Source organism: Streptomyces humi, from assembly GCF_001005085.2.
Classification (GTDB): Bacteria; Actinomycetota; Actinomycetes; order Streptomycetales; family Streptomycetaceae; genus Streptomyces; species Streptomyces humi.
This window is the reverse complement of record NZ_LBMU02000012.1, coordinates 1-17,732: the sequence shown is the minus strand read 5'-3', so window position 1 is coordinate 17,732 and position 17,732 is coordinate 1. Positions and strand designations below refer to the sequence as shown.

14 protein-coding genes are annotated in these 17,732 nt (G+C 73.4%); 7 read left to right on the top strand and 7 right to left on the bottom strand.

Annotation, left to right across the window (positions count from 1 at the left end; all coding sequences use genetic code 11):
• Nucleotides 1–180 precede the first annotated feature (180 nt).
• On the bottom strand, nucleotides 181–867 hold the full coding sequence (locus tag AAW13_RS03675) for a DUF3000 domain-containing protein (RefSeq protein ID WP_046729110.1): 687 nt from the start codon (nucleotides 865–867) through the stop codon (nucleotides 181–183).
• A gap of 109 nt (nucleotides 868–976) precedes the next feature.
• On the opposite strand from AAW13_RS03675, the gene hemE reads away from it, so the two are divergent.
• The 4 genes from hemE to AAW13_RS03655 all read left to right on the top strand — a co-directional run bounded on the left by hemE (nucleotide 977) and on the right by AAW13_RS03655 (nucleotide 7,784).
• A complete protein-coding gene (gene hemE, locus AAW13_RS03670; RefSeq protein WP_046729109.1) occupies nucleotides 977–2,044 on the top strand; it encodes a uroporphyrinogen decarboxylase in 1,068 nt (355 codons plus the stop codon).
• Nucleotides 2,045–2,136: 92 nt separating this feature from the next.
• Entirely contained in the window at nucleotides 2,137–4,047 is a 1,911-nt protein-coding gene (locus AAW13_RS03665) for a VMAP-C domain-containing protein (protein ID WP_046729108.1), read from the top strand.
• 6 nt (nucleotides 4,048–4,053) lie between these two features.
• Nucleotides 4,054–6,465: an NB-ARC domain-containing protein gene (locus AAW13_RS03660; protein ID WP_046729107.1), complete on the top strand. Its 2,412-nt coding sequence runs from the start codon at nucleotides 4,054–4,056 to the stop codon at nucleotides 6,463–6,465.
• Between the two features lie 29 nt (nucleotides 6,466–6,494).
• The gene (locus AAW13_RS03655; protein WP_046729106.1) at nucleotides 6,495–7,784 is read left to right on the top strand and encodes a KAP family P-loop NTPase fold protein; all 1,290 of its coding nucleotides are present in this window, start codon (nucleotides 6,495–6,497) and stop codon (nucleotides 7,782–7,784) included.
• A 27-nt stretch (nucleotides 7,785–7,811) separates the two neighbouring features.
• On the opposite strand, the gene AAW13_RS03650 is transcribed toward AAW13_RS03655, so the two are convergent.
• Nucleotides 7,812–8,636, bottom strand: a complete 825-nt coding sequence (locus AAW13_RS03650; RefSeq protein WP_046729105.1) for a rhomboid family intramembrane serine protease — start codon at nucleotides 8,634–8,636, stop codon at nucleotides 7,812–7,814.
• A 117-nt stretch (nucleotides 8,637–8,753) separates the two neighbouring features.
• Here AAW13_RS03650 and AAW13_RS03645 point away from each other — a divergent pair, with 117 nt between their 5' ends.
• Entirely contained in the window at nucleotides 8,754–9,053 is a 300-nt protein-coding gene (locus tag AAW13_RS03645) for a hypothetical protein (RefSeq protein WP_046729104.1), read from the top strand.
• 67 nt (nucleotides 9,054–9,120) lie between these two features.
• On the opposite strand, the gene AAW13_RS03640 is transcribed toward AAW13_RS03645, so the two are convergent.
• Nucleotides 9,121–10,509, bottom strand: a complete 1,389-nt coding sequence (locus AAW13_RS03640; protein ID WP_046729103.1) for an FAD-dependent oxidoreductase — start codon at nucleotides 10,507–10,509, stop codon at nucleotides 9,121–9,123.
• 37 nt (nucleotides 10,510–10,546) lie between these two features.
• Nucleotides 10,547–11,434 carry a DUF4349 domain-containing protein gene (locus AAW13_RS03635; protein WP_046729102.1) on the bottom strand — a complete coding sequence of 296 codons (888 nt, stop codon included), beginning with the start codon at nucleotides 11,432–11,434 and terminating at the stop codon, nucleotides 10,547–10,549.
• A 224-nt stretch (nucleotides 11,435–11,658) separates the two neighbouring features.
• Between AAW13_RS03635 and hemG the strand changes: the two genes are divergently transcribed.
• Nucleotides 11,659–13,110, top strand: a complete 1,452-nt coding sequence (gene hemG, locus AAW13_RS03630; protein WP_046729154.1) for a protoporphyrinogen oxidase — start codon at nucleotides 11,659–11,661, stop codon at nucleotides 13,108–13,110.
• 5 nt (nucleotides 13,111–13,115) lie between these two features.
• Entirely contained in the window at nucleotides 13,116–13,847 is a 732-nt protein-coding gene (hemQ, locus tag AAW13_RS03625) for a hydrogen peroxide-dependent heme synthase (RefSeq protein WP_046729101.1), read from the top strand.
• A 14-nt stretch (nucleotides 13,848–13,861) separates the two neighbouring features.
• Here hemQ and AAW13_RS03620 read toward each other — a convergent pair whose 3' ends face one another.
• The 3 genes from AAW13_RS03620 to AAW13_RS03610 all read right to left on the bottom strand — a co-directional run bounded on the left by AAW13_RS03620 (nucleotide 13,862) and on the right by AAW13_RS03610 (nucleotide 17,339).
• Nucleotides 13,862–15,499: an alpha/beta hydrolase gene (locus AAW13_RS03620; RefSeq protein ID WP_046729100.1), complete on the bottom strand. Its 1,638-nt coding sequence runs from the start codon at nucleotides 15,497–15,499 to the stop codon at nucleotides 13,862–13,864.
• 154 nt (nucleotides 15,500–15,653) lie between these two features.
• Nucleotides 15,654–16,433: a TIGR04222 domain-containing membrane protein gene (locus AAW13_RS03615; RefSeq protein ID WP_046729099.1), complete on the bottom strand. Its 780-nt coding sequence runs from the start codon at nucleotides 16,431–16,433 to the stop codon at nucleotides 15,654–15,656.
• A 96-nt stretch (nucleotides 16,434–16,529) separates the two neighbouring features.
• On the bottom strand, nucleotides 16,530–17,339 hold the full coding sequence (locus AAW13_RS03610; RefSeq protein ID WP_046729098.1) for a DUF4142 domain-containing protein: 810 nt from the start codon (nucleotides 17,337–17,339) through the stop codon (nucleotides 16,530–16,532).
• Nucleotides 17,340–17,732 lie beyond the last annotated feature (393 nt).

Genomic DNA, 17,732 nt, shown 5'->3' with positions numbered 1-17,732 from the left:
ACCCGTCCGCCTTTAGAGAATGATCACGATCTGGTGAGTAACAATACGTGCAATTCGGACACGCGATCGATCATCCGAAGATCGAATCGGTTCGGGACGTTGCGGTACGGGACAGAAAGTGGCCGTATCGACAAAGGGATGGTCAATGGAGGGTGAGTCGCCGGGACCGTCGTGGACGGATCAGCGCGCCTGCGGGTCGCGGCGCTGCGGGAGGGTGACCACCGAGGCGTCGCCGGGACCGGCCGGCGGCAGCCCCGCCACCTGTGCCAGCAGGTCGCACCAGGAGGCCAGGTGTGCCGCGGTGTCCGGGACGCCGGCCCGGCCCTCCCGGGGCGTCCAGGAGGCCCGGATCTCGATCTGCGAGGCGGCCGGGCGTTCGGACAGCCCGCCGAAGTAGTGCGAGCTCGCCCGCGTGACGGTCCCGCTGGGCTCCCCGTACGAGAGTCCCCGCGCCTGGAGCGCGCCGGTCAGCCACGACCAGCAGACGTCCGGCAGCAGCGGATCGGCCGCCATCTCCGGCTCCAGCTCCGCCCGCACCAGCGTGACCAGCCGGAACGTGCCACGCCAGGCGTCGTGGCCGGCGGGGTCGTGCAGCAGCACCAGCCGCCCGTCGGCGAGGTCCTGGTCGCCGTCGACCACCGCCGCCTCCACGGCGTACGCGAACGGCGCGAGGCGCTGCGGCGCCGGTGTCGGCTCCACCTCGACCTGCGGCCGCAGCCGGGCGCCGCGCAGCGCGTCGACCGCGGCCCGGAAGGCCGACGGCGGCGGTGGCGCCGTACTCCCCGTATGCCCGTCACCCTCCCCGGTGTCCTTACCCTCGCCCATCCCGCCAGCGCCGTCCGACAGTCGTCCCTGAGCCGCAGCCATGCGGGGAAGAGTAAGGGGAACGACGCCTTCGCGCAGGGAGAGACACCACCTAAGGCCCCAGTAAAGGGCGCGGCGGGGCCGCTCTCCGGGGCATGGGAGACTTGCCGTCGTGAGTGCGAACGGAAGCCCCGCGGGCCAGCAGCCGACAGCGACGTACGACAGTGCCTTCCTGAAGGCGTGCAGGCGTGAACCCGTGCCGCACACCCCCGTGTGGTTCATGCGGCAGGCCGGCCGATCGCTGCCGGAGTACCACAAGGTGCGCGAGGGCGTCCCGATGCTGGAGTCCTGCACGCGGCCCGAGCTGGTCGCCGAGATCACCCTCCAGCCCGTCCGCCGGCACGGCGTGGACGCGGCGATCTACTTCAGCGACATCGTCGTCCCGCTCAAGGCCATCGGCGTCGACCTCGACATCAAGCCCGGCGTCGGCCCGGTCGTCGCGCACCCGATCCGCACCCGCGCCGACCTCGCCCAGCTCCGCGACCTCACCCCCGACGACGTCTCCTACGTCACCGAGGCGATCGGCCTGCTCACCGCCGAGCTCGGCCCGACCCCGCTGATCGGCTTCGCCGGCGCCCCCTTCACCCTCGCGAGCTACCTCATCGAGGGCGGCCCCTCGCGCACGTACGAGAACGCCAAGGCGATGATGTACGGCGACCCCGAGCTCTGGGCCGACCTGCTCGACCGCCTCGCCGACATCACGGCCGGGTTCCTGAAGGTGCAGATCGAGGCCGGCGCCTCCGCCGTCCAGCTCTTCGACTCCTGGGCCGGCGCGCTCGCCCCCGCCGACTACCGGCGCTCCGTCCTCCCCGCCTCCGCGAAGGTCTTCGACGCCGTCTCCGGGTACGGCGTCCCGCGCATCCACTTCGGTGTCGGCACCGGCGAACTGCTGAAGCTCATGGGCGAGGCCGGCGCGGACGTGGTCGGCGTCGACTACCGGGTCCCGCTCGACGAGGCCGCCCGCCGGATCGGCCCCGGCAAGGCGCTCCAGGGCAACCTCGACCCCGCCGTCCTGTTCGCGGGCAAGGACGCGGTGGAGACCAAGGCGCGCGAGGTCCTCGACGCGGCCGCCGGTCTCGAGGGCCACGTCTTCAACCTCGGCCACGGCGTGATGCCCTCCACCGACCCGGACGCGCTGACCCGGCTCGTCGAGTTCGTGCACACCGAGAGCACCCGCTGAGGAACTCCCTCCCGTCGTTCTGTTGCCGCAGATCCACTGACGCGGACCCGTCCCCGGCCGCATAATCTTCGCGAACGGGGAGGGGGACATCCGTGCCGGGGGAGTCAGGGGAGCACGAGCCCTGGCCGGTCCGCGTCCAGGGCGACGCGACCCGGCCGGCCGGGTCCGGTCTCCTGATCTCCCATGGGCTGGTACTGACCTGTGCCCATGTGGTGGCCGACGCACTGGGTGCGGACGCGCACCGGGAGAGCACCCCACGGGGCCGGCTGCGGGTGGTGCGCCACCCCGCCGAGAAGCCGCTGCCCGCCCAGGTGATGCCCGGTGGCTGGGTGCCGCGCCGGGACCAGGGCGGCGACTTCGCGATCCTGAGCCTGGACGCCCGGCCCGCCGCCGTCCCCCGCGTCGGCGGGGCCCGCCTCGCCGGCCGGGTCCGGGTGATCACCCCGGACGCGGTGCTGCCCGCCGTCGTCGAGGCACTGCCCGCGCCGGACCAGCTCGACGGCTGGGGCCTGTTGGCCTTCGACCGGGCGGTACCGCGACCGGGCAGCGGCGGCAGCCCGGTGGTCGACGACACGGGCGTCGTGGTCGGTCTCCTCACCGCCGTCCGGAACCCCGGCACCGCGCGCCGGACCGGCCGCTTCCTGCCCCTGGCCGCGATCGCGGAGCGGATCCTGCTCTCCGGCCCAAACACCCCCGGTACGGAGCCCGGGTGGGACGGCGGACTCACTCTGCGTGAGCGCGGCGAGCTGGCGGAGGCCCTGCTGGCCGTACCCGTGATGCACGATCCGTGGACGTACGAGCTGTTCGCCCGGGAAGTACGGCGCGAGGTGGCCGGCGTCGACCCGGGACCGGGCGCCGCGACCCGGCTCGGAGCCCTGGACCTGGTCGGACAGTTCACGCGCCGCCCGGAGGACCTGCGGCTGCTGGTCGAGGTGCTGCGGGTGTTCGACCCGGGCAGCTCGGAGGTGGAGGCGTTCGGGGCCCTGGTGGACAAGGTCGCGGCCCCGTCGCTGCTGCTCGCCCACGAGCGCCGGACCCTCCAGGGACTCCTCACCCGGCCTGAACTCTCCGGCCGCGTCGCTCTCCTCGACCGCGTGCGGGACCTCGAGAACCGCGGGGCCCCGCCGGGCGGTCCGCCCGCCCTGCTGGACTTCGTCTCGCGGCTCGCCCACTCGGTGCCGGGGGAGGCCGGTGCGGGACTGGACACCTGGCAGCGATCGGTGGCGGCCCGGCTGGGCATCGCACGACGGCCGGGGCCCACGACCGAGCCACCGGTCCTCGTCATCAGGGTGGCCCACCGCCCCTGGGACGCGGCCGCCTACTGGGTGACGGCGTCGGTCCGCGCGGCGGACGGCACCACGATGCTGTGGACCGCCGACGAGGTCCCGCACGAGCGGCTGATGCCCGCGATCGAGGCGGCGCTGCGCACGGTCGAGGAACACGAGAGAAGCGCCCCCTCCGAGTCGCCCGGACAGGTCGAGTTCGTGCTGCCGTACCGGCTGCTGGACCTCCCGGTCGACGAACTGGACACGTTCGACGGCGATCCCCGGCGTCCGCTGGGCACGCGACGCACCGTCGTCGTGCGGGCCGCCGAACTGGAGGCCCGGGTCGACCTGCACGGCCGTTGGCACGCGTGGTGGCGGCGGCTGAAGGAGACCCCCGCGGGCCGGCGCGACCCGCGCTGGGTGGACGGCGTGGACGGCCGGGTGCTGCTGCTCGACGCCGCCGGACTGGCCTTCCCGCCCAGGGGCGACGTGGTCGCCGCCTGCCTCCTGCAAGGGGTACCGGTGCTGATCCGGTCCCGCGACGCGTCGCCCGCGGCGGAGGAGGCGCTGACGGCACTGGCCCGCACGGTGTCACTGGAGGAGATCCCGGACGCGGTGCGGTCCTGGCGGATCCGCCAGCACACGACCGGCACCGGCGACCGGGTGAGTCTGCTCTACGCCGACCCGGACCGGCCGCTGCCGAAGGACGAACCGCTCGTCTCCCCCGACAGCGGGTGATGGCCGGTGGACCCGAGCACGCTGCTGCGCGCGCTGCACCCCTTCGAGGGCACTCCGTACCTCACCCTGACCCTGGTGCTGGACCGGGCGCCCTCGATGGAGCTGTGGCGCCGGACCGTCGACGACCTGCGGGAAGCGCTGGGACAGGCACCGTTCGAGGCTCTCCGGGTCCAGACGGTGGACACCTCCGCACCGGGCCCGCTGCCGACCGGGGACACCGGCACGCCGCCCCCGGGGAAGCAGGTCGTGCTGCTGGTCAGCAACCTGGTGGAGGCGGCCTGGCGGGACGGCCGCGCGGCCGCACTGCTCGACCACTGGTGCCGGACCGGCGCGACCGCCGTACTCCAGCCGCTGCCCCCCGGGCTGCGGCACCACGTGGGTGTCCGCCTGGCCCCCTTCCAGTGGCGGGCGCGCCTGCCCGCCACGCCCACCGCCTGGCTGGAGTGCGACCTGCAACCGGGCAGCCTGGAGGTGGCGGCAGGACTGCACGCACCGAGCGCCGTACCCGTGCTGGACCTGGAGGACAGCCGGTCCGTCGAGAACTGGGCACGCCTGGTGGCCGGCCCCACGACCGACGGGTACGAGGGCCACGGGATACCAAGCGGCATGGATCCCGGCACCTGGGACGGCTTCACGGTCCCCGCCCCGGCGACCGACCCGGCCGCCCTCATCGAGACGCTCCGGGAGGTCGCCGGTACCGCTGCCGTCCGGCTCGCCGTTCTGCTGACGGTCTCCCCGCTCGTCACCCTCCACCTGATGTACGCCATGCAGCGCCGCCTGCTGCCGGAGGCGGACGAGGCCGTGCCGGAGGTCCTGCACAGCGGCCTGCTGGTCCGGGCGGCCGAGCGCGACCGTGACGTCGACCCCCAGTACGCCTACGTCCTGCTCGACGGGGCGGCGGAACTGCTCGACGACAGGCTGACCCACTTCGACCGGCGGCGCGCCCGGGACCTGGCCATGAAGCTGCTGCCGCCCGCGGTCTCGGCCCGGAACACGCGCCCGGACCCGTCGTCCGTGCTGCGCGGGGAGCGTGCCCGGTCCCCGGAGCCCACCCGACACGCCGGACCCGGACCGCTGCGGGTCCGCACGGCGCTGCCCGCCCGCAACCGCCGTTTCACCGGCCGCGGGAAACTGCTCGCCGACATCCACGCGACCCTGCACCGCCCCGACGGCAACGGGCTGTGCGTACTGCACGGCACGGCCGGCATCGGCAAGACCCAGGTCGCGCTGGAGTACGCCCACAGCCACTGCGACGAGTACGACTTCGTCTGGTGGAGCGAGGCCCGCGACGCCCGGAGTCTGGCCGAGTCCCTGGCCCGGCTCGGCGCCGAACTGTCCGTGCCGCCAGGACCCGACGGCCGCGTGCCGGTGACCGCCGTCCTCGACCGGCTGTGCTCCGCCCGTGCCGACCGCGGCTGGCTGCTCGTCCTGAACAACGCCGACCCGCCGGCCAGGCTCGCCCCGCTGCCGCCGCTCGGCGCCGGTCACCTCCTGGTCACCAGCCGCCATGTCAGCTGGACCGAGGAGACGGCACACCCGCTGCACGTGAAGGGGCTGGGCCCCAAGGACAGCCTCGCCCTGCTGCGGGTGCGAGCACCCTGGCTCACCGAGGACGAGGGGGCCGCGGTCGCCGAACGCACCGGCGGTCTGCCGCCCCTCCTCGTCCACCTCGGCCACTCCCTGGCCAAAGGTCCTCTCGACGTGACCGAGCACCTCGCGAACTTCGCCGAGATCTGCGCCGATCTGCTGGAGCACCACGACCTCCCCGACTACGACGTGAACCTGGCCGGCGTATGGAAGCAGGCCGTGGCGGAGCTGGACGCGGACACGGACGCCACCGAGGACGGCCACGCCCCCGAACTGCTGAGGGTGCTCAGCTGCCTCGGCACCGGACCCGTCTCGTTCGGACTGCTGTCCGCCGCGACCGGGCTGAGGTCCCCGGCCGCCGACGGCGGCGTGCTCCGCGACAAGGTCCGCCTGCACAAGGCCCTGCTGCTGCTGGCCGCCAAGGATCTGGTCGCCTACGAACGGGGCGGACCGGTCGAGGTGCACCCCGTCCTACAGATGGTGATGCGGAGCGTGGTGATGACGCGCAACCAGTTCCGGCTGGCCGAGAAGGCCGCGCTCGGCCTGCTCTCGGCGGCGCTGCCCGCCGATCCCACCACGTCCTCGGGCCGCGACCGGATGGCCGAGGTCGCCCGTCGGCTGAGCCTGGCCACGGCCGTGGACGCCGGGCCCGAGGCCACCGGCAAGCTGGTCACCGCCGTGATCAGACACCATGCGGCCGTCGGTGACACCAGGCTCGCCGTCTCCCGCGCCCGCATCGTCCTCGAATCCTGGAGCCGCCTCCTCGACACCGAGCACCCGCTCATCGCCTTCCTGCGCACCCACGCCGGCACACCGCCCGGAGAGTCCTGAACCACCTCCGTACGACCGAAGGAGCCGCCTTGCGTCCGCTGACCGACAACCCCATCTCCGACTTCACCGACGACGCCTTCGAGTTCGAGCCCTACGTGGACGTGCTGCACCGCGCGGTCGAGCAGGCGACGCCGCTGCCGCTCACCGTCGGCGTGTTCGGCTCCTGGGGCACCGGCAAGTCCAGCTTCCTGCGGCTGTGGCAACGGCGGCTGACGGAGCGGGAGGTGCGCACCATCTGGTTCAACCCGTGGAAGTACGACCGCAAGGTCGAGGTGTGGGCGGCCCTGCTGCACACCATCCTGGCCGAGATGGAGGACGAGGAGGGCCTGAAGGAGAAGGCCCTGCGACTCGCCAAGGCCGCCACGTGGCTCTCCGTGCGCGCCGGACTCGGCACGGCCGCCACGGTGGCCACCGGCGGGGTGATCAAGAGCGGTGACGTCGACTCCCTGCTCACCGAACTGTCCAAGGGTGACGCCGAGCAGTACCGCCAGATCAACCGGTTCGAGAACGACTTCCGGGACGCCGTAAGGGAGTTCGTGGGCGCCGAGGGACGGCTGGTGGTCTTCGTCGACGACCTGGACCGCTGCACCCCGGACTCGGCGATGACAGTGCTGGAGTCGCTCAAGCTGTTCCTCGGCGAGTCCCAGTGCGTGTTCGTCCTCGCCCTGGACCTGGACGTGCTGGCCGCGGTCGCCACCAACAAGTTCGGCGACGCGTTCAGGAGCGCGCCCGCCGAGGTGGTGTCCGGACTCGCCTACCTGGACAAGATCGTCCAGTTGCCGTTCTTCCTCCCGGACGTCGGTTTCGACACGCTGCGGGAGGCCTTCGCGCCGTGGGTGCACCAGGAGGCCAGGGGCCCTGCCTTCTGGCGGCTGCTCCAGCGCGGCCTGGGCGCGAACCCCCGGCGGCTGAAGCGGTTCGTGAACGTCTTCAACATGGCGATGGAGGTGCGCGTCGCCCAGGCCGGCGGCATCGGGCCGGACCGGGTCTACCCCCTTCAGCTGGCCGCTCTCCTGGTGATCCGCAGCCGGCACCGTGACTTCTTCCACGTCCTCGCGGACGACCCCACGTCGTGGGACACCCTGGCGTCCTACTTCCGGAACGTGCGGGACGCGGCCGACTCCCGCGAGATCAACCGGTACCGGAGCGACCTGCCCGAGGAGCTGGCACCCTTCCGGGGCGACCGGACGCTAGAGGGGCTGCTGGCCGCGGGCGGGATCGACGCGGTGCCGCCGCCCTCCGCCGAGACCGTCCGTTCCATGATCAGCACCCTGCACGCCGCGGCCGGCCCCGACGGCCTCGGTGCGGCGGACGCCTGAGGTCCTCCGCCGCCGGACCGGCCGGTCTCACCAGCCGTGCCGGGGCCGTGCCCGCCTGCCGAACAGCAGGCCGCGTGGCTCCGGCGGCGGGGGCGTGCCCGGCTTGAGCGGCCAGGCGAGCACCATGCCCACCAGGAAGCCGACGATGTGCGCCGCGTACGCCACGGTACCCGCGTCGGAGACGCCCTCGCCGGACGAGTACACCGCCTGGAGCACGAACCAGAAGCCCAGCACCAGCCAGGCCGGCAGGCGTAGCGGCAGGAAGACCAGGAAGGGCACCAGGACCCAGACCCTCGCCTTCGGGTAGAGGACCAGGTAGGCGCCCAGGACGCCGGCGATCGCGCCGGACGCGCCGATCAGCGGGTCGCCCGAGGAGGCGTTCAGGAGGGCGAAGCCGTAGCCGGCCGCGTAGCCGCAGAAGACGTAGAAGAGGAAGAACCGGATGTGCCCCATCCGGTCCTCGACGTTGTTGCCGAAGATCAGCAGGAACAGCATGTTGCCCAGCAGGTGCAGCCAGCTGCCGTGCAGGAACATGGCCGTGAAGACGGACAGCGCCGGCGACTTGTCATAGGCCGGCGGGCCGACGACACAGCCGGGGCCGCCGCGGCCCACGCCCACCTGCCCGGTCGGGACGACCTGTGGCAGTTGATGGTGGATCAGCTCTCTGGGGACCGCCGCGTAGTGGTCCATGAAGGCCTGGAGATGACACAGCTGCGACAGATCGCTGCCCCCGGCCACGGAGCCGGCTATGCCGGGCGTGAACAGGAACACGAGGACGTTCGCGGCGATCAGCGCGTACGTCACATACGGCGTGCGACGCACCGGGTTCACGTCATGAACGGGGATGACCACAGGTAAGTAGTGCCCAGGGAGTGCGGAACCAAAGCGGGGCGATGATGTGAACGTCGGCCCGGTCGGGTGCGTATCTCTGTGAGACCGAGTCCGGTTCAGGCGACGTAAGGACAGGCGATGAACGAGCGGGTTGCTCCTCAGGCGTTCCCTCCCATGCAGGCTCTGCCCGACGGAGAGGCGGAGATCTCCCTCGTCGTGCGGCTCCCCTGGGAGGACGTGGCACGGCTCGGCCAGGAGGCCGGGCGGCTGGCGGCGCAGATGCAGCGGCCCGTGACACTGGACGAGGCCGTGGGCAACCGGCTGCGGTCGACGCGGCCGGCGGCGGCGCACGCCCGGCCCGGGGCCGAGCAGCCGCCTGCCGCCGCGCCCGGAGGAGCGGGGGTCACTTCGCTGCCGCGGATCAGTGGGACGGCTTGATCGTCGTTGCGGGGTGCGGGTGCGCTGTGGCCGGTCGCGCAGTCCCTCGCGCCCCCCGAGGGGCGCTTCAGTGCCCCTCGCGCACTTTGGTCGCCGCCTTCCTCGCCGCCACCAGGACCGGGTCCCACACCGGTGAGAACGGCGGGGCGTAGCCCAGGTCCAGGGCCGTCATCTGTTCCACCGTCATGTTGGCGGTCAGGGCGACCGCCGCGATGTCGACCCGCTTGCCCGCGCCCTCCCGGCCCACGATCTGCACGCCCAGCAGACGGCCCGTGCGCCGTTCCGCGAGCATCTTGACCGTCATGGTGCTGGCGCCCGGGTAGTAACCGGCGCGGCTCGTGGACTCGATGGTGACCGCCTCGAACCGGAGGCCGACGCGCAGGGCGTCCTTCTCGCGCAGCCCGGTGCGGGCGATCTCCAGGTCGCAGACCTTGCTCACCGCGGTGCCGACGACCCCCGGGAAGGTGGCGTAACCGCCGCCCACGTTGGTGCCGATGACCTGGCCGTGCTTGTTGGCGTGGGTGCCCAGCGGAACGTACTGCTCCTGGCCCGAGACCAGGTTCAGGACCTCCACGCAGTCACCGCCCGCCCAGATGTCCTCGTGACCGCGCACCCGCATCGCCAGGTCGGTCAGCAGGCCGCCGCGGGCGCCCAGCGGCAGGCCCGCCGCCTCGGCTAGGCGGGTCTCGGGCCGGACGCCGATACCGAGGATCACCACGTCCGCCGGGTACTCGGCGTCCTCTGTCGCCACCGCCCGCACCCTGCCGTCCGCTCCGGTGCGCACCTCGGTGACCTCGGTGTCGTTGACCATCGTGATGCCGAGGCCCTCCATGGCCTTGTGCACCAGACGGCCCATGTCCGGGTCGAGCGTGGACATCGGCTCGCTGCCGCGGTTGACGACCGTCACCTCGTAACCCCGGTTGATCAGCGCCTCGGCCATCTCCACACCGATGTAGCCGGCGCCGACGACGACCGCGCGACGGCCACCCGTGCGCGCCAGCGTGTCCAGGAGGGCCTGCCCGTCGTCGAGGGTCTGCACGCCGTGCACGCCCGGGGCGTCCGCGCCCGGCATGTCCGGGCGGATCGGGTGCGCGCCGGTCCCGATGACGAGCTTGTCGTACGACGTCCAGGACTCGGCGCCGGAGTCGACGGCCCGCGCGCGCACCCGCTTCCCGGCCACGTCGATCTCCGTGACCTCGGTGCGCATCCGCAGGTCGATGTCGCGGGCTCGGTGCTCGGCGGGAGACCGGGCGATCAGCTGATCCCGCTCCGCCACGTCACCGCCGACCCAGTACGGGATGCCGCACGCCGAGTAGGAGCTGAAGTGGCCGCGTTCGAAGGCCACGATCTCCAACTCGTCCGGACCCCGAAGCCGGCGCGCCTGGGACGCCGCGGACATTCCCGCGGCGTCACCGCCGATCACGACCAGCCGTTCCCGCCCACCGCTCATGCTCATGCGAACACGCTACGGGGCGCGGGCATTTCAGGCCCGCTCAGGTCCCGCTCCCGGGCCCGGCGGGGGTACGGCGCCGGCGCAGCACCCTCCACCACAGCAGTGCCGCCAGGCCCGCCAGGGCCGCGAACGGCAGCGCCGCGCCCAGCGCCAGGGCGATCCAGCGCAGCATGGTGACGAAGACGTGCCAGCCGCCGGACAGCGCGTCCACGAACCCGGGCGTGTCGTCCTGCGCGGCCCGGTGCGCGGGCGTCTGGGTGAGCGACAGTGTGATGGTGGCCAGGGAGGTGCGGTCCTTCAGGGACGCCTGCCGGGCGAGCAGGGCCTCCAGATCGGCCTCCCGGCTGCTCAACTCCCCTTCCAGGGTGACCACGTCACTGAGTCTGGCGGCCCGGTCCATCAGCTCGCGGACCCGGGCCACGCTGGCCCGCTGCGACCTGATCCGGCTGTCCACGTCCACCACCTGGTCGGTGACGTCCTGCGCCTTCGCGGTGCGGTCGAGCAGCTGGCCGGCGCCCTGGAGACCGGCCAGCACCTCGTCGTAGCGCTCGGTGGGCACCCGCAGGACCACCCGGGTGTGCTCGTGCCCCGTGGAGTCCCGGCTCGTGGTCTCGTCGCCGACGTAGCCGCCGGCGTCCTCGGCCGTGGTCCGGGCCTCGTCGAGGGCCTTGGGCACGTCCTTGACCCGCACGGTCAGGGAGGCGGTGCGGATGATGCGATCGGCGGTGAGGCCGGGCGTGGTCCCGGCGGGCCCCTTGCCGCCGCTGTCCTTGGCACCGGCGGCACCCGCCGCCTGGGCCACGCTGCCCGTGTCGGCCTTGGAGTCGCCGGCGGTGCCGCCGCCGTCGCCGCCGGCGCCGCAGCCGGTGAGGACGAGGGCGGCGACGAGCAGGACGCCGGCGAGGGCGGGTCGTACGGGATGGCGCATGGATTCCCCCCGGGGGTCTCGGTGACTGGCGCTCCTTCGACGCCGGGGCGGGACGGAACGTTTGGCGGGCACGGTCCCGTTGCGGTCACGGTCCGGGCGCGGGCGGGTCACCGGGCCGGGGCGCGGGCGGGTCACCGGGCGGGACGCGAGCGGGTCATCGGGCCGGGGCGAGGCGCCGGTGGGCCGGGGAAGGCGGGCCGGCGGGGTCTGAGAGAGTGGTGGTCATGAGCGAAACGGGTACGGGCAGCGGGCATGTCGTCGTCATCGGAGCCGGGATCGCGGGGCTGGCCGCGGCCCACCGGCTGCTGGCGCGCGGCGCGCGGGTGACCGTGCTGGAGGCCTCCGGGCGCGTCGGCGGCAAGCTGCTCCCCGGGGCGATCGCCGGCGTGCGGGTCGACCTCGGTGCCGAGTCGATGCTGGCCCGCCGGCCCGAGGCGGTCGCCCTCGCGCGCGAGACGGGCCTCGCCGGACGGCTCCGGCCGCCGGCCACCGCCACCGCCTCGATCTGGACCCGGGGTGCCCTGCGTCCGATGCCCAAGGGCCATGTCATGGGCGTCCCCGGCACCGCGGCGGCGCTGTCCGGCGTGCTGTCCGAGGAGGGCCTCGCCCGGATCGGGCGCGACGCCGACCTGCCCCGCACCGAGGTCGGCGACGACGTGGCGGTGGGGGAGTACGTGGCCGCGCGGCTGGGCCGGGAGGTCGTCGACCGGCTGGTCGAGCCGCTGCTCGGCGGGGTCTACGCGGGCGACGCGTACCGGATCTCGCTGCGCTCGGCGGTTCCGCAGCTGTACCAGGCCGCGAAGACCCACGACTCGCTGACCGAGGCGGTCCGTGAGATCCAGGCGAAGGCGGCCGCCCACCAGCAGACGGGCCCGGTGTTCATGGGCATCGAGGGCGGGGTGGGCACCCTGCCGCTCGCGGTGGCCGAGTCGGTCCGGGCGCGCGGCGGCGAGATCCTGACCGGGGCACCCGTGACGGAGCTGCGCAGGGCGACCGGGGGCTGGCGGGTGGTCACCGGCGACCGGGTGCTGCACGCGGACGCCGTGGTCGTCGCCGTCCCCGCCCCGGCCGCCGCCGCCCTGCTCGCCGCCGAGTCGCCGGCGGCCGCCGCCGAACTGCGCGCGATCGAGTACGCCTCCATGGCCCTGATCACCCTCGCCTACCGCCGTGCCGACGCGGACCTGCCCGCCGGGAGCGGCTTCCTGGTCCCGCCCGTCGACGGCCGGACCATCAAGGCGGCCACCTTCGCCTCCCGGAAGTGGGGCTGGATCGGCGACGAGGACCCGGACGTGGTCGTCCTGCGCACCTCGGTCGGCCGGTACGGCGAGACGGCCGTCCTCGGCCGCGACGACGCCGACCTCGTCGACGTCTCCCGGCACGACCTCCGCGAGGCCACCGGTCTGACCGCCACGCCACTGGAGACCCGCGTCACCCGCTGGACCGACGGCCTGCCCCAGTACCCCGTCGGCCACCACGCGCGCGTGGCCCGGATCCGTGAGCACGTCGGCAAGCTGCCGGCGCTCGCGGTGTGCGGCGCGCAGTACGACGGCGTGGGCATCCCCGCCTGCGTCGCGAGCGCGTACGCGGCGGTCGACCAGCTGGCGGGCGACCTCGGCGGGGTCGAGGAGCTGACGGCCAACCCGGTGCAGAGTCTGCACGGCGGAGCGGGAGAATAGGAACCATGAGTGACGACGCCCCCACCACCGAGTCCGGCAGGATCCCGAACAAGGGCAAGCTGGCCAAGGACCTCAACGAGGTCATCCGCTACACCCTGTGGTCCGTCTTCAGGCTGAAGGACGTGCTGCCGGAGGACCGCGCGGGCTACGCCGACGAGGTCCAGGAGCTGTTCGACCAGCTCGCCGCCAAGGACGTGACCGTCCGCGGCACCTACGACGTGTCCGGTCTGCGTGCCGACGCCGATCTGATGATCTGGTGGCACGCCGAGACCAGCGACCAGCTCCAGGAGGCGTACAACCTCTTCCGCCGCACCCGGCTGGGCCGTGCCCTGGAGCCGGTCTGGTCGAACATGGCGCTGCACCGCCCCGCCGAGTTCAACCGCTCGCACATCCCGGCGTTCCTCGCCGACGAGACGCCGCGCAACTACGTCAGCGTGTACCCGTTCGTGCGCTCGTACGACTGGTACCTGCTGCCCGACGAGGACCGCCGCCGGATGCTCGCGGACCACGGCAAGATGGCCCGCGGCTACCCCGACGTGCGCGCCAACACCGTCGCCTCGTTCTCCCTGGGCGACTACGAGTGGGTGCTGGCGTTCGAGGCCGACGAGCTGTACCGCATCGTCGACCTCATGCGCCACCTGCGCGGCTCCGAGGCCCGCCGGCACGTCCGCGAGGAGGTCCCGTTCTACACGGGCCGCCGCAAGGACGTCGCGGACCTGGTCGCGGGCCTCGCCTGAGACCGTCCGCCGGCTCAGTGCCGGCCGGCCTTGCCCTTCAGGGAGTCCCGCAGGGTCTTCCGCCTGGCCGGGCCGGCCGCCGCCGGCTCCGCGTGCCCGGCGCACGACGCGCGCCGCTCGGGGAGCCGGCCTGCCAGCAGGTACGCCTCCAGATACCCGTTGACGCACTTGTTGGGGCCGCCACCGACACCGTGCGTGCCCGCGTCCCGCTCGGTCACCAGCACCGAGCCGGCGAGCCGCCGGTTCATCTCCAGCGCTCCCGCGTACGGCGTCGCCGCGTCCCGCTCGGCCTGGAGGATCAGCGTCGGCGGCAGCTCACCGGGGCCCGTCCGCACGTCGAGGGCCTTCTGCCGGGGCACCGGCCAGTAGGCGCACGGCAGGTTCATGAAGGCGTTGTCCCAGGTCTCGAACGGCGCCACCCGCGCGAGCCGGGTGTTGTCCCGGTCCCAGGTCTTCCAGTCCGCCGGCCAGTGCGCGTCGTTGCACTCGACGGCGGTGTAGACGGCGTTGCCGTTCTCCGCCGCGGCGGCCGAGTCCGGTGTCGGCGCGGCCAGCCGGATCAACGGTTTCGGGTCGCCCTTCAGGTACTTCGACAGCGCCTCCGCGCGGCTCGGCCAGTAGTCGTCGTAGTACCCGGCGGACAGGAACGCGCCCTGCAACTGCGCCGGGCCCACCTTCCCGCCGGCCGCCCTGCCCGCCAGCCGCCTGCTCGCCCGGTCGTAGCTCGCCTGCACCTTCGCGGGCGTGCCGCCGAGCCCGTACACGTCGTCGTGCCTGGCGATCCACTCCCGGTAGTCCGCCCAGCGGCTCTCGAACGCGGCCGACTGCTCCAGGTTGTTGCGGTACCAGATCTGCGCCGGGTCCGGGTCGACCGCCGAGTCCAGCACCATCCGCCGTACGTGGGAGGGGAACAGGGTCGCGTACAGCGCGCCGAAGTAGGTGCCGTACGAGGCGCCCATGAACGTCAGCCGGTTCTCGCCGAGTGCGGCCCGCAGCACGTCCAGGTCACGGGCGTTGTTGAGGGAGGTGTAGTGGCGCAGCTTGCTCCCGGACCGCTTCAGACAGCCCTTCGCGTACGCCTTCGCCTCCTTGATCCGGGCCTTCTTGTACGACTCGGAGGGGTGCGTCGGCGACTGTGACGGTGCCTTGAAGAAGTGCTTGGGATCGACACAGGACAGCGGTGCCGAACGGTCGACACCCCGCGGGGCGTAGCCGACCAGGTCGTAGGCGGCGGCGATCCGCTTCCACTCGGGCAGCACGCCGACCATCGGGAAGCTCATGCCGGAGGCGCCGGGGCCGCCGGGGTCGTAGACCAGGGCGCCCTGCCTGGGCACCCTGCGCTTGCTGTTGTGCGGGTCCTTGTGGGTGGCCCGGACCCGGCTGACGGTCAGTTTGATCCGCTTGCCGTCCGGGTGCGTGTAGTCCAGCGGAACACTCAGGGTGCCGCACTGGAAGGTGTCGGGGAACTCCAGGTCGGCGGCGCAGCGGCCGAAGGCGATGCCCTCCGCACGCGCGCGTTCGGCGGCCACCGCGGTGCCGCGCAGTGCGGCCCGGGCCGCGTCGGGGACGCGCTCGGCGCTCCCGGCCGGGGCGGCCGCCAGGGTGGTCAGGATCAGCGACCCGGCTGCCGAGTACAGGGCGGGGGCTCTCATGGCGTATCCCTTCGGTGCACGGCTGCGGTGGCGTGGCGGCAAGGGCACCGCAGCGACTGCACGGCAGCAATAAAAGGGATATTTCGATCGGTTGGCCGTGAAGGCAAGCACCATCGGGCCGGTGTCGGCGCCAATGCCCCCGATGCGCCCCCGCTCACTCCCGCGGCAGCTGGTCCCGGTGTGCGAAGGCCGCACGCAGCTCCGGCTCGCCGATCGCGCGGATCCCGCGGACGGCGACGGAAGCCAGCAGCGAGTGGTCGTCGACCGCGCGGTTCGCCCGCCGGTGCAGCACACCGAGCAGCCGCTGTCCGGCCGGGGAGGCCCAGCGCGAGTACGGGTGCACCTCGACCCGGGCGATGCCGAGACAGCTCAGGGTCAGGGTGAGGGGCAGCGCGAACCAGACGGCGACCAGGTCACGCGGCATCCCGGTCGGGGTGGGCAGGGCGAGCGCGGCCGCACCGAGACCGAGGACGGCCAACGCTGCGGCGCGGACCTGCCGGACGCCGGACGCGACCGTCGTCCGCGCCGCCGCGTCGGGCACCGCGAGCCCCGCACGCACCAGTCCCTCGCCGAGGCTGCGCACGGCGTCCGTGTCGGCGGCGGCCGAGCGCACCGGCGCTATCCGGGACTGCCCCTCCGGCCCGATGGCCCCTATCACCGACCGCTCCATGTCGTCCCGCCCCCGCGGGTCCACGACGGTCGCCCAGCCGGTGTGCGCGAGCAGCAGCCGCTGCTCCCGGGCCATCGACACCAGCGTCAGATCGGCGACCCGCGCGGGCCCGCCGGACAGGAACGCGGCCTCGTACAGCGACAGATCGTGTACCCGGCCCGCGTCCGGGTCGGCGGCCGCCGACCGTACGGCGGCCAGGCACAGCCGGGTGCAGGCGGTACCGGCGACGGCCCAGGCCAGGAGCAGCAGAAGGACCCAGAACATGACACGTTTCTATGCCAGGGTCCTGCGAATCACCATGCCCTGTTCACATTCCGGACCGAGTGTTGTGGGTATGTGACGTTCCGCTTGCCCCGCAGGTCAGGGGCTGTCGGAGGCCGGCGGCGGGCTGGTGGTGGCGGGCGGCAGGGTGTAGGGCGCCGACGGCGGAGGTGTCGCCGCCGGTGACAGCGCCGCGGACGGTGCGACCGGGATCGCGTCGCTCGGCGCGAACACCGGTGGCGAGGACGCGGGGGAGGGGGTGACCGCCAACTCCCGCGCGAGCGTGGAGAAGTCGACGAAGCCGGTCGCCTCCAGGACCTCGATGTGGTCGAGGACGGTGCTGTTGGCGTCGTCGGCGAGCTCGCGGACCAGGGTGTTCTGGGTGCCGGCGCGGACCTGGGCGACGACCGAGAAGACCCGGCCGTGGGCCAGCCGCACGAGGTTCGCGAACTGCCGGTCGAAGTCCTGGCCCTGGGCGCCGGCCAGGGTGGCGAGCCACTGCTGCTGCTGGTCGTTGGGCTGGTTCGGGAGCGGTACGCCGAGCTGGGCGGCGACGCCGCGGACATGCGCGTCGAGGGAGGTGTGCCCGTCCACCAGGTGCTGCCCGGCCGTCCGTACGGCCGCCGTGGTGCCCTTCTGCTCCGCCATCTGCCCGGCGGGCAGTTCCCAGAGCCCGGCCAGCCGGACCTTCACGATGAAGTCCCGGTCCAGCTCGGACAGCGGGCCGTACCGGGTCGCCACGGTCTTCGCGCTGAGCACACCGACCGCGCCGGTCGGGTCCGCGCGGTCGGCGTACGACCAGACCGGGAAGACCAGGGCGGCGATGGTCGCCGCGAGACCGGTGACGATCAGCCCGGTACCGCTGAATATGCCTCGTCCTTGGACGGGTGGCCGGGGACGCGCTCGCATGATGCCTCCTGCACCGCACGGATGTGGCTTCGCTGTGCGGGCTTGGCATATTACCGAGGGGTTCGGCAAAGGGAGCGTCGGCGGTGTCCGGGTGCGGGTGGGTAAGGGCTGATCGCGTAGTTCCGCGCACCCCTGGCGGGGCCCTGTAGCCGCCGCTTCTTCCTGGTCGCGGGCAGCCTGTGCCTCCCCCCCCGGAGGGGGACCCCTGGGCGGCACCGGGTGGGCGCGAGCGGCACCCCGCGAGCGGCGGTGAGCGAAACGCCCGGCACCAGCCCCCCGCACGGTTCACGCCCTCTGAGCGAACCCCCGGCACCAGCCCCCCCCGGCACCAGCCCCCTCGGCACCAGCCCTCTCGGCACCAGCCCCCCCGGCACCAGCCCCCCGGCACCAGCC

What these genes read in the sequence shown, in the direction of transcription:
- hemQ (WP_046729101.1), top strand. Translation starts at nt 13,116, where the DNA reads ATGAGTGACGACGCCCCCACCACCGAGTCCGGCAGGATCCCGAACAAG.
- AAW13_RS03615 (WP_046729099.1), bottom strand. Translation starts at nt 16,433, where the DNA reads ATGTTCTGGGTCCTTCTGCTGCTCCTGGCCTGGGCCGTCGCCGGTACC.
- AAW13_RS03640 (WP_046729103.1), bottom strand. Translation starts at nt 10,509, where the DNA reads ATGAGCATGAGCGGTGGGCGGGAACGGCTGGTCGTGATCGGCGGTGAC.
- hemG (WP_046729154.1), top strand. Translation starts at nt 11,659, where the DNA reads ATGAGCGAAACGGGTACGGGCAGCGGGCATGTCGTCGTCATCGGAGCC.
- AAW13_RS03675 (WP_046729110.1), bottom strand. Translation starts at nt 867, where the DNA reads ATGGCTGCGGCTCAGGGACGACTGTCGGACGGCGCTGGCGGGATGGGC.
- AAW13_RS03645 (WP_046729104.1), top strand. Translation starts at nt 8,754, where the DNA reads ATGAACGAGCGGGTTGCTCCTCAGGCGTTCCCTCCCATGCAGGCTCTG.
- AAW13_RS03635 (WP_046729102.1), bottom strand. Translation starts at nt 11,434, where the DNA reads ATGCGCCATCCCGTACGACCCGCCCTCGCCGGCGTCCTGCTCGTCGCC.
- AAW13_RS03610 (WP_046729098.1), bottom strand. Translation starts at nt 17,339, where the DNA reads ATGCGAGCGCGTCCCCGGCCACCCGTCCAAGGACGAGGCATATTCAGC.
- AAW13_RS03620 (WP_046729100.1), bottom strand. Translation starts at nt 15,499, where the DNA reads ATGAGAGCCCCCGCCCTGTACTCGGCAGCCGGGTCGCTGATCCTGACC.